Origin of the sequence: Streptosporangium sp. NPDC051022 (assembly GCF_040683035.1) — a bacterium.
In the GTDB taxonomy this organism is placed as follows: domain Bacteria; phylum Actinomycetota; class Actinomycetes; order Streptosporangiales; family Streptosporangiaceae; genus Streptosporangium.
This window is the reverse complement of record NZ_JBFBCF010000003.1, coordinates 502,757-513,647: the sequence shown is the minus strand read 5'-3', so window position 1 is coordinate 513,647 and position 10,891 is coordinate 502,757. Positions and strand designations below refer to the sequence as shown.

Genomic DNA, 10,891 nt, shown 5'->3' with positions numbered 1-10,891 from the left:
TGACCCCTCGCAGGGGCGATGAGGACCAGGCCGAGCGTGGTGAGGTAGATGCGGGCGTTCTCGGGTTGTGACCCCTCGCAGGGGCGATGAGGACCCCGTCGAAGTCGCCCGCCGTGACGGTGCCCTTCAGGTTGTGACCCCTCGCAGGGGCGATGAGGACTCGCAGAACGGCGCGTCGGCAAGCCCACCTCCGGGTTGTGACCCCTCGCAGGGGCGATGAGGACGCCACGCCCGACGCGCTGGCCGTCACGTCGGCGGCGTTGTGACCCCTCGCAGGGGCGATGAGGACCAGGCCGAGCGTGGTGAGGTAGATGCGGGCGTTCTCGGGTTGTGACCCCTCGCAGGGGCGATGAGGACCCCCGGGACGCCCCCTCCCCCTCCCCGCTTCACAACAGTTGTGACCCCTCGCAGGGGCGATGAGGACCCCCGTCAGCGGACCAGGCAAGTTGGCGCGTCGAACGTTGTGACCCCTCGCAGGGGCGATGAGGACCCCAAAGTAAAGCCGCTGGTCATCGGCAGTAGGACCGGCTGGTTTGGGGGCTGGATTTCAGCGAACCTCCGGTTGTGCGAGAGAGCCCGGCGTGTCGCTGAAATTTGTCGCTATGGAGGGATCAAGGAGCGGAACTAGAGGATATCCGTGGGTTCGGGTTCGGTGGCTCCCCAGGCGAGCCGTTGAGGAGTGCTGCCGGGCGGGAAGGTGTAGACGATGACGCTGTCGTAGCCGAGATCGAGGACACTGGCGACGGCGTCTTGGAAACGACGCAGCTGAGCCGGGGTGAGTTGTCCCTCGAAGACGCTGCGTTGGACGTGATGGAGGTACTGACGGCACGTGCGCAGGATCTGCGGGTTCCGCTCGGCTGCGGTGTCATAGACCACCACGACGTACATGGAGTCACCACCAGATCCGGAAGGGTTTGTAGCCGGTGTTCTCCAGGCAGTGACGGGTCAGCGCTAGGGCGTCAAGGTAAAGCAGTTCGTCGTAGGCCACGGAGCGGGCCAGAGCGCGATGCGCGACGGTGACGGCGAACTCGTCCCGGACAGCCTGGACGATGAGCTTTCGGCCGGTTTCGCTGAGCATCGCCTGGTTGGTGTCACTGTCGAAGTGGTGTTCCTTGAGTTGGTTGCGGCTGGCCATGCGCAGGAGCAGACGCTCGGCGAACAGTGGTTTGAACATCTCCGACAGATCCAGGACCAGGGAGTGCCGTTGACGTTCCATGCTGCTGTGCAGGAACGCGATACCGCTGTGCAGGGGTGTGAGGCGGACGGCGGTGAGGACACGCGCGTACACGATGCCGTTGACATAGCTAATGAAGGCGTTGCCGGCGTTCTTGGGCGGTCGTCGGCTACGTCCGTCGAGTTGGAGCCATTCGGGAAGCTTGGTGTCTATGACAGCCCAGGCTGAACGGCGGAAGGTTCCTTCGGCGCCCATCAGGTGGGCGGCGTTTTCGGCCTCGGCCACCGTGTTTTGGAGAACGGTGTAGGGGCGGGTGAGAAGCCTGCGGTCGACGACGCGGCGGACGTTGAAGGCCGTGGCCTCGACGATGTCACGTGCGATCTTCAAAGCGGCGTCGGGATCGCCGACGAGCCGGGCTTGTGCGAGGACGGTCTCGCCTGAGGTGCTGGTGTCAGAGGTCAGCAGGGAGCCCGCTTAATCGCCGTAGTAGCTCAGCAGATGCACGTTGATGCGATGCCGGTTGAGCAGGGACACGACCGCGGTGTTGATGTCGGTTTCGGCGCAGGCGACGATATCTCGCACATCGGTGACCGGAATGTGGACAGGGGCGGCGTTCTCACGCTCGATCAGCAGTGACTGATCCTTGCGCCGGATCCGGCAAGGGCCGGTCAGCCAGTAGGTACGAGCAGCGGTCGGCAAGAGTCACTCCGTCCAGCAGTAGTCAGTAAAGCTGCATCCACGGCAGTTGCTGCGGGCGAGTCGAGGTGGAGAGCCTGGCAGTGCCGCTGTCTCCAGGACGTCGGCGATATCGGCTTCTGCTTGCACCGAGTCCTGTGGGGTGTAGATCATCTTCTTTGTTCGGCGCGTCTTGGGGTAGTGCAGGACCGCACCTTGTGCGTCAACTCCGACACGGTGCAGACGGTGGCAGTAGTGACGGGCCTGAGCCTCATCTGCGGCGGTCGGCTTGCTGGACGACTTCACTTCGTGAACCCATCGCTGGCCGTCGACGAAGTCCAGGCGAGCGGCGCCGAGATCCACGGGGGTATGGCGGGTATAGGTGGTGTCGTGGACGGCTTCGCCCAACTGCACCGCCGCGTTCAGGTGCTCAGGTCGCACCCCTCGTAGAAAGAGCCAGAGCTGTCGACGACAGTGGTAGAGGTACTTGATGTGAGTCCCGCCGACATCATCGGCCTTGATCACAGAACCTCCCCAGGCTGGTAAGTGGACTGGGCAGGCCCGCGGACAGCGCGCAGACCGACGTGCGGGTCATAGTCACCCTCAATGATGCGGACCTGGAGTTTCTTGTCGTAGCCGCTGAGGCGCCCAGCCCAGTGAGGCATCGGGATCAGGTATTCGTCGGCCAGAAGACGGCCGGCTTTGGGCTGTCCGGGGGTTTGGGCCAGAGCGTCGGCGTATGCATCCCGGTCCTGGGCGAGGATCGCTTCGGTGCCGTCGAAGAGCTCGTCGAAGACAGCGGTGAGTTCGGAGCGAGAGTCGAAGGGGCGGCGGAAGGTGAGGAGCCTGTGGGTGAAGGTTGCGCAGTAGTCGCGGACTTCCTCACGCCATGCGACTCCCCAGGCGGTGGCGTAGATGTGGTTGAGCCAGTCGGTGGCGTTGGACTCGTCGACGACGGTATCGGCGTGGGCGACCAAAAGCTGCCAGGCAGTTTCGACAGGTTCACGGGGGTAGATCCCGTCTGCGAATTCGGCGCCTGGTGCGTTGCGACGGGTCGTCCAGCAGGGGCGGTGGACGATGACGTCGGCGGGGAGTCGCTTGGCGAGGCGGTTGACGCGGCCGAAGCGCTGGAGCAGGGCTTCCAAGGGGGCTGCGGCTGTCAGGAGCACGTCGAAGTCCAGGTCCAGGCTGACCTCGACGCATTGTGTCGCGACCAGGAGCCCTGGGTACCGTTTCGGCAGGCCGGCTCCGAATCTCGCCCTAATGTTCTGCTCGATGCCGTTGCGGTCCCCACGACGGAAACGAGAGTGCAGCAGCAGCGCAGAGCCTTCGCCATGACGTTCTTCGACGTCAGGAGCGAGTTCTTCGAACATCTCCAGCGCCTGGGCGACATTGTTGGCCACCACCAGGACGGACTCGTCCTGAACGAGGCGAGAACGGATCTCGGCGAGCGCCGCCGGATCGGTGAGGTGATGGTCCCTGGTACGGAGGCGATGGCGGGATGGCGGGTCGAAACCTTTGGCGTCCACCAGACGGACAGGTCGGGTGAGCGTATCGGCGAACAGGTCGGACATCACGTCGGGAAGAGTGGCCGAGACGACGGCGATGCGTCCACCGAGGTCCTCCCAAAGGCGGGCGGAGGCAAGGATGCAGCCGAGCCGTCGGGGATCGTAGACGTGGAGCTCATCGAGGACGAAGACGGAGTTGGCCGCGTCGATGAGAATGCCGGAGTGGGCGGGGCCTGCCAGAGCCGCGCGCAGCAACTGGTAGGGGGTGGCGACCCGGACGCTCTCGCGGAACAGCTTGGTGGCGGCAGCGCGGGAGATGGCCTTGGTGGCAGCGTCGACGCGGCAAGGGTTGTTGTCCTGGTCGGTTTCGTCGCCGTCCTCGGGAGCGATCGACGCCGCCAGATGATAGGAGGCGGCCTTGGAATGCGCGACCCCGACAGTGCCGGGAGCCTGGAAGAGGTCTTCGAGGCGGTCGGCCATCGCGTTGATAGACGACAGATAGGGCAGAACGAAGAAGACCCGCGGCACCCCACCGGTCTCCTGGGCCAGGTCGGTGACCTGGGTGGCCGCCCACAGCAGGACGGCCTCGGTCTTGCCGCTGCCGGTCGGTGCCCGTAGCAGCAGATGGCCCAGTTGCGTCTCTGCCCGTACTTGGTGGGGACGCAGCACCTTGCCTTGTTCGACAAACCTCTGGTCGAGGAGTGTGCGAAACGAGTCGTTCAGGGGCTGGGTGAGGGACAGCCACTCGTGTGCGGACGATAGGTGATCAGCCAGGGTCACGGCTCCCTGCAGGAGAACAGCGGCAAGCCCGCGATCAGGTCTGACCCGCTCTTCCCACTGCTCAAGCACCCTGCCGAGCAAGTCGTGCGCGGTCTCGAGCAACGTATCGGTGTCCAGCGGTGCCTTCGACGGGCCGGCCACCGGCAGGTCCGCTGCCTGCGCCGTATCGCGGAACCACTCCTCTAACTCGAGGATGATCTGCGGGGGGATCGGCCCGATCCTTTGCCGCAGCTCGGCCACATCGCAGCCGCCGTACAGACCCATCAGGTCACGGCCGGGCTCGCCATGCAGAGGCCGGTGGTGGGTGGCCACCGCGGTGGCCACCCACAGCAACAGGTCGGGATTGTGGATGAGAGACGGCAGGAAGCCCAGAGACAGGACCTCGTGCCGTTCTCCCCACACCCGGATCCGTCCCGTGAGCATGTCCTGAAAGCCGGTGGGGATCTTTCCGCCGTCGTGGGTGAGGGCTGCGAGTTTGACAGCGGCCCAGAACAGCCGCCCGAGACTGTCGTCTAGGCCCGGGAGCATCCCAACTCGGCGCTGGAGCTGACAGGCGGCCGTGCAGGTCGCGACCAGGTGGTCGGTGAGAGACTCTGGACGATGGCCGTTCCGGCTGCTCTTGGCTCTGACGGATGCCAGTTCCATCGCTGTCACCGCCAGGCGACGGCGTCAGGGTGGCATACGGGTAGCAGCGCCACCGCTTGCCCTTCCTCGGTCGATCGGCTCCCTAGGACCAGGGTCTGACTAAGACCGGAGGAGTCGTATCGGTAGGTGTTCCATGTCGTCCGGTCACGCCGAGGGCTGATGGCCGTCGGCAGCCGCAGCGGCGTTCCCCCGAGTAGGCCGGTCTCGTCGGGGACGATCGCGGATCGCAGCGCCCCGGGTTCGGATGTGAGGGTCACCATGCGGAGCGAGAGGCCTACGAGATCTTGGCTGCGCCCCAGACGTAGCGGCCATACCGGACGGCGTAGCCTACGCCACCAGGTTTCGGTGTCATCGGAAAGCCACACCGTCAGGACGGCCGCGGCCAGGAATTCGCGATGCCTGGGGGTGGGAGATGCCTTCTTTCCTGTGGCGTCCAGCGGATGGTAGGTCTCGTAGTCGGTGTTCTTCCCGCCTGACCGGAACGCCATCGCGAAACGCAGCCCCGGGTCGACAGCGTCCCACCCCCCGGCTGCGCCGGCCAGCATTCCTCCGACGGTCGCCGGTGGCGGGCACGGCAGGGTGACCTGCACACCCGCGTACAGCGGGTTGCGGAAGGAGGCGACGGGCGCGGTGAATGTCGCCTCCAGCACCGTGGATTCCGTGGCGGTCATGCCACCGGGTCCTCGAACCAGCCGTCATGGTCACCTTGCCGGATCTCGTTCGCAAGGTTGGTCAGCATAACGCGGGGGTGCTCGATGGCGACCCGACCATCCTCGATGAGGTCCTTCAGCTCCCGCGTCGCCTTTTCGCGCTGGTCCCCGAGAAATCCCGGTGCCCACCCCAGCAGGACCGGCCCGTCCAGCTCATCGGCCCAGGCTTTGATCTCTTCACGCAGCACATCCGCGTCGAATGCAGGCTTGCCATCGCGAGCGCCCAGCACACGGGTGAAAGGGTTGACGCCACCCTTCACCGATGCCAGCAGTACCAGTGCAGGCGTACGGTCGCCGTAGTGCAGCGACTGCTTGGCGCCGCCCCGCAGCTTCGCCAGGGTCTCCAGCAGGACCGCGACCCGGCGTCGGCGCTCCTCCTGCGGCAGACGCAGTGCGTCGACGCCGCGCAGAACCGTCTTGATGGAGCCCGCAGCCTCAGCCTCCTTCGCGGCGTCCGAGCTGAGTGCCACCCGCAAGCCGCTCCCGTCGGTCTCGAACACGCCCACTCGCGGGAGGTCCAGCAGAACGTCGGCGGCCAGGACCGCGCTGTAGAGCTCGTGCTGGTGGATGACGGGGTGTTCACCGGCGGGGAAGTCCCGGCTCATCGTCCCGAAATCCTCGGTGGGGCGCTGCGGGGTGAGTGACACGAACGTTCCGGTGGACAGCACAGTGTCACGCTGATAGTTCTGCTTGCTCACCGCGACCATGTAGCCGAACAGATCATCGTCCAAGTAGCGGTCCGGACGACCTTCAGTGTGGGCCTGCTGCTTCTTACCCGAACCCGATCGGGTCACCCCGGAACGGGGTTCGTCTCGTGGGAGAGAATCACGCAGCCAGCGGCGCACCGCCTGCGCCGAGACGTACGGGTAGACGTCTCGGCCCACCCGCAGCTGCTTGGCCTTGCCGATGTTGTCCTCGCCCTCGCCGTTGTTAGGCGCGCCCGCGACGATATCGAGAACGATCTTTCCGGCCAGGTAGCTCACTGCTCTTCCTCCTCGTTGACGAAGCTGACATCCGTGGTGTTCTCGATCTCCTCCAGGTCCTCCTCGGCCTTCTTGGAGCGCCAGCCAAGCTGGGACAGCTTCTCCAGCACGCCGAATAGGAAGACATCGCGGTGGAACCAGGCGGGGTTGTCCTGACCGGGGCCGAACAACAGGACGAACGCACGCTCAGACACCAGGGGCCCGTCGGCGTTCTCCGGCGGCTGGATCGCCCACTCCAGGCTGTGCTTGGTCAGCCATGCCCGCATCTTGCGGGATTCCCGCATGGAGGCCCGCAAGCTGTTCAGCTTCCCCCCGGTCTCCTGCTTGCTGAGCAGAGCTGCGACCTTGTGTGCGGACGCTCTGATCTCGGCGAGATCCTTCTCGTTCATCTGCATCACCTCGATGACGAAGTAATCGAGCAGGCGTGACGCCGAGGCCACCTGCTCACGGTCGTGGTCAGTAAGGGAGACGACCCGTCCCAGGTGGCGGACCGCGGTGCTGAACAACCGCGTCGGCTCGCCGAAGGCGTTGCGGGCCAGCATCACGATTCCAGGCGTGTAGGCCGTGACATGAGCCCTCACCAAGAACGCGAAACCCTGCCTGTTCACCGGGCGGAGAGTCCGGCGCAGCCACTCGGCGAGCGGCTGGTCCAACGAATGGATCTCCAGGGACTGGCCGCGGTTGTTGTTGTTGAAGACCAGCAGCTCGACACCGGCGGTGAGCCGCTCGCCGTACCCGCGCAGCGCCCGCAACGCCACCACCTCGCGGACCGCCGCGTAGCCCTCGGTGAGCTTGCCGGTCTCAGCGATGATCAGATTGCGGTCGACCTGGCGCTGGACGCTCCTTCGCATGAACCCCGCGTCCCAGCTGTGCAGCGCGTACGAGGCGCCACCCGTCAGATGGCTGCCATACGGAAGCGCGTGGAAACTCACCACGCACGGCCGGCACAGCGCCATTCCCTCATGCCCTCGTGGCGTGCTGTTGCGGTAGGCGTTGCTTTCCGCCAGGGGAACATCGACTTTCCCGAAGAACCCAACCGCCGGACGCCCGCACAGGACGCAGTCGGCATCTGGATTTGCACCGTCTCCAGACGCGTTCCGCCACTCCTGTATCCCTGCCTTGATGACGTCATCGGGCTTCTTGCCGTTGCTCGGATGGTTCATTGGGGAGTTCGGGGTTATGGAGTAGCTCGCCTTGAGCCAGAATCCCTCGGCGGTCTTGCTGTCCCTTACCAGAGCGGCCCGGATGGCATCCCGTGTCATCGTCTTCACTGCTCGCTCGAAGTCCTCGGCTGGTAGCTCATCCGGCTCCAGGTCGCTGGCCATCGCGGCCACGGCGTATGCGCCGACCCGCTGCAACGGGTGCGCCGTCAGCATCAGCCGTGCCTGCTCCAAGTCGCTGGTGCCGGTCATGCGTCCACCCACCCGAAGCCGGCGCTGTTGGACTGTCCCAAGCCCCAGCTCCACAAGGCTTGCAGAATCTCGGGGTCGGCCCTGACCTCCACCTTCACACAGGCGCCTGGCTTGCTTCCGCCTGCTCCGGTACTGCCTGCGACGGCGAACGACCGCTTTGGCCCGATCCAGGTGACGCGCTCCAGGGTGACATCAGGATCCAGCCCCATGGTCTCGGCCTTACGCTGCAGGTTGCGCTCGAAGGCCAGATCCCACCCCGGCTCCCCCGGCAGCAACCAGTCCTGCCGCGTCTCACGCACGCCCGAGGCCCCCACCCCGGCCCCCTTCAGCACCACAGGCGTACTCGTGCAGAAGGCCGCCTGGCCTGAGGAGAACGACGGCGCCTCCAATATGCGGACCTCGTCGACGAAGAATGCGGTAGCCCCCCAGGCCAGTACCGGTATTTCCGCGAGAGCCGACGCGAAAGCCTCCACGAGTTCCGGCACCGGACTGGCCAGCTCCCATACCCCCGGCCCGCCCAGCGCGTAGACCCCCCGACGCCGTTCCGCTCGAGGGAAGACCGGGGCCGAGTAGCCGAACGGCACCATGCCGTGCGGCTTCAGACCCCCAGCATGGATTTCCGCCCCCAGCTGAGGAACCTTGCGATCCAGCAGGGAGTACACCAGTGCTCTCCCAGGCCGTATCACCGACGTCCAGGCGAGCTCCCGTGCCTCCGTATGGACATCCAACTGCACCCGCACCATGTCCCTGCCTAAGTCCGCTCGACATGCTCAAGCCGGAAATGTCGGCGGCCTCTGGGACAGTAACCGCCATGCACTCCTGCGTGACGACGCTCACGCTAGTGCCACGCTTTAGTGCGTGTCTGGCAAATAAGAAGAGCCAGTCCCGACTCAAGTCAGTAACCACGACAAAAAGGTCAGAGTCGACGTTGCTATCATGATGTGCAGTCACTCCCTGGGCCTTCGAGGGCCCCTGGGGTCGCAACGGACTGGTTCTCCTTATGAGTGCATGAGAACCTGATGCTTATCGCCCCTCCGGGGTTCATCCATAGGTTCCGGGTTCGAGCCCGGGCCGCTCTACTACTCCGAGCTGCACGCTCACTCAGGCCTTGAATCAAGGAACAAGGCCTGAGTCGTGCCTGGATCACACCACTCCGTGTATGTCGTGGTGGTCTATGACACCGCAGCCGAGCGGAACCCGCAGATCCTGCGCACGTGCCGTCAGTACCTCCATCACGTCCAACGCAGCGTCTTCGAAGGACAACTCACCCCGGCTCAGCTGCGTCGTTTCCAAGACGCCGTCGCCACCGTCCTCGATCTCGGCTATGACAGCGTCATCGTCTACACCTTCCCGCCCGGCAGCACTCCTCAACGGCTCGCCTGGGGAGCCACCGAACCCGAACCCACGGATATCCTTTAGCCCCGCCAGCCCCGCCCCTTGATCCCTCCATAGCGACAAACTTCAGCGACACACCGGGCTCTCTCGCACAACCGGAGGTTCGCTGAAATCCAGCCCCCAAACCAGCCTGCCCTGCTACCGACGACCAGCGGCTTTACTTTGGGGTCCTCATCGCCCCTGCGAGGGGTCACAACATCGCCGCAAACGGGTTGGGCGAGTTCGCCAACTCGTCCTCATCGCCCCTGCGAGGGGTCACAACTCATAGTGCCGAGCCACCGGCCGGCCAGCTACGGCAGTCCTCATCGCCCCTGCGAGGGGTCACAACTGCGGGCCCTGATGGCCGCCGTCCTGGCCGGGCAGCAGTCCTCATCGCCCCTGCGAGGGGTCACAACGTGAGCACGACGACCCCCGGCGGGATCGTGCCGTGTCCTCATCGCCCCTGCGAGGGGTCACAACACGAGGAGAGCAGCGACTACGTCCACGGTGGCGGTCCTCATCGCCCCTGCGAGGGGTCACAACGTGTATTTCAGCGCCAGCGTTTGGCGGGCGGACTCGTCCTCATCGCCCCTGCGAGGGGTCACAACAGCCCCCCAACCCCATGCCACACGTCAGCCTGTCCAGTCCTCATCGCCCCTGCGAGGGGTCACAACCCGAGCATGGGCCGGTAGTCGAGTTCGCACAGGGCGTCCTCATCGCCCCTGCGAGGGGTCACAACCGCTGGCCGCCGCCCTGCCCGCCTCCGCCGCGGTCCAAGTCCTCATCGCCCCTGCGAGGGGTCACAACTCATTGGTAGCTGGCCGCGTGGTCCCCCCGCTTCCGGTCCTCATCGCCCCTGCGAGGGGTCACAACATGCATCATGGCGGAACGGTGCCGATGGGCGAGGGTCCTCATCGCCCCTGCGAGGGGTCACAACACATCTGGTACGGCGCTGACACCGTCACCTTCACGTCCTCATCGCCCCTGCGAGGGGTCACAACTCGGCCCCCGCACCTGGGCCCGAGGATGACGGGCCGTCCTCATCGCCCCTGCGAGGGGTCACAACTGCTTGAGCTGTTCGCGTAGCCGCTCGACCTCGGCAGTCCTCATCGCCCCTGCGAGGGGTCACAACTGGTCGCCGGCCCGCCCATGGTCGCCGTCCACCTCCTGTCCTCATCGCCCCTGCGAGGGGTCACAACAGCAGCGTCTTGAAGCCGCTGGCACTGGCCTTGACCAGTCCTCATCGCCCCTGCGAGGGGTCACAACAAGTTCGAGCCCTTGACCACCCTGACCGGGCGGTCTTGTCCTCATCGCCCCTGCGAGGGGTCACAACCCCTCATCCTCGGCTGCACTGTCACCCTGGTGGCGGTCCTCATCGCCCCTGCGAGGGGTCACAACACCGGCTGGCCGACGCGATGGCTGCACTGGACGTGTCCTCATCGCCCCTGCGAGGGGTCACAACCGCGCCGCCGCCCGGCCGCGACCGCGGCCGACCTCGGTCCTCATCGCCCCTGCGAGGGGTCACAACACTCTGGTCTCGTCTCGTGGGGTTCAGGGGATGTTGTCCTCATCGCCCCTGCGAGGGGTCACAACATCCAGTAGGTCTGGCCGACCCGCTCGGAGGCGCTCG

General features: G+C 65.6%; 8 protein-coding genes, 1 pseudogene and 1 CRISPR repeat array. Of the genes and pseudogenes, 1 reads left to right on the top strand and 8 read right to left on the bottom strand.

Annotated features, from left to right (window positions below; all coding sequences use genetic code 11):
* Positions 1–624: 624 nt before the first annotated feature.
* The 8 genes and pseudogenes from cas2 to AB0N02_RS08925 all read right to left on the bottom strand — a co-directional run bounded on the left by cas2 (position 625) and on the right by AB0N02_RS08925 (position 8,549).
* Positions 625–888: a CRISPR-associated endonuclease Cas2 gene (gene cas2, locus AB0N02_RS08960; protein ID WP_363944153.1), complete on the bottom strand. Its 264-nt coding sequence runs from the start codon at positions 886–888 to the stop codon at positions 625–627.
* 4 nt (positions 889–892) lie between these two features.
* A pseudogene (gene cas1 / locus AB0N02_RS08955) lies at positions 893–1,873 on the bottom strand (CRISPR-associated endonuclease Cas1).
* Between the two features lie 3 nt (positions 1,874–1,876).
* Positions 1,877–2,374 (bottom strand): CRISPR-associated protein Cas4, encoded by a 498-nt coding sequence (locus tag AB0N02_RS08950; protein WP_363944151.1) that lies wholly within the window; start codon positions 2,372–2,374, stop codon positions 1,877–1,879.
* Positions 2,371–4,782 carry a CRISPR-associated helicase Cas3' gene (gene cas3, locus AB0N02_RS08945; RefSeq protein ID WP_363944149.1) on the bottom strand — a complete coding sequence of 804 codons (2,412 nt, stop codon included), beginning with the start codon at positions 4,780–4,782 and terminating at the stop codon, positions 2,371–2,373. Before cas3 ends, AB0N02_RS08950 begins: the two co-directional genes overlap by 4 nt.
* Before the next feature lie 5 nt (positions 4,783–4,787).
* Positions 4,788–5,453 carry a CRISPR-associated protein Cas5 gene (gene cas5, locus AB0N02_RS08940; RefSeq protein WP_363944147.1) on the bottom strand — a complete coding sequence of 222 codons (666 nt, stop codon included), beginning with the start codon at positions 5,451–5,453 and terminating at the stop codon, positions 4,788–4,790.
* Positions 5,450–6,475 (bottom strand): type I-B CRISPR-associated protein Cas7/Cst2/DevR, encoded by a 1,026-nt coding sequence (gene cas7i / locus AB0N02_RS08935; protein ID WP_363944145.1) that lies wholly within the window; start codon positions 6,473–6,475, stop codon positions 5,450–5,452. The genes cas5 and cas7i overlap by 4 nt, the downstream gene beginning before the upstream one ends.
* Positions 6,472–7,887 (bottom strand): Cas8a1 family CRISPR/Cas system-associated protein, encoded by a 1,416-nt coding sequence (locus AB0N02_RS08930; RefSeq protein WP_363944143.1) that lies wholly within the window; start codon positions 7,885–7,887, stop codon positions 6,472–6,474. Before AB0N02_RS08930 ends, cas7i begins: the two co-directional genes overlap by 4 nt.
* Positions 7,884–8,549 carry a CRISPR-associated endoribonuclease Cas6 gene (locus AB0N02_RS08925; RefSeq protein ID WP_363944141.1) on the bottom strand — a complete coding sequence of 222 codons (666 nt, stop codon included), beginning with the start codon at positions 8,547–8,549 and terminating at the stop codon, positions 7,884–7,886. The genes AB0N02_RS08930 and AB0N02_RS08925 overlap by 4 nt, the downstream gene beginning before the upstream one ends.
* Positions 8,550–9,051: 502 nt before the next feature.
* Between AB0N02_RS08925 and AB0N02_RS08920 the strand changes: the two genes are divergently transcribed.
* Complete coding sequence (locus AB0N02_RS08920; RefSeq protein WP_363944140.1) at positions 9,052–9,306, top strand: CRISPR-associated endonuclease Cas2; 255 nt, start codon at positions 9,052–9,054, stop codon at positions 9,304–9,306.
* A gap of 143 nt (positions 9,307–9,449) precedes the next feature.
* A CRISPR array of direct repeats spans positions 9,450–10,854; the repeat unit is 30 nt; unit sequence GTCCTCATCGCCCCTGCGAGGGGTCACAAC.
* Positions 10,855–10,891 lie beyond the last annotated feature (37 nt).

Excerpts from the sequence above, each read along its gene's own strand:
- cas2 (WP_363944153.1), bottom strand. The coding sequence starts at position 888 with ATGTACGTCGTGGTGGTCTATGACACCGCAGCCGAGCGGAACCCGCAG.
- cas3 (WP_363944149.1), bottom strand. The coding sequence starts at position 4,782 with ATGGAACTGGCATCCGTCAGAGCCAAGAGCAGCCGGAACGGCCATCGT.
- cas5 (WP_363944147.1), bottom strand. The coding sequence starts at position 5,453 with ATGACCGCCACGGAATCCACGGTGCTGGAGGCGACATTCACCGCGCCC.
- AB0N02_RS08930 (WP_363944143.1), bottom strand. The coding sequence starts at position 7,887 with ATGACCGGCACCAGCGACTTGGAGCAGGCACGGCTGATGCTGACGGCG.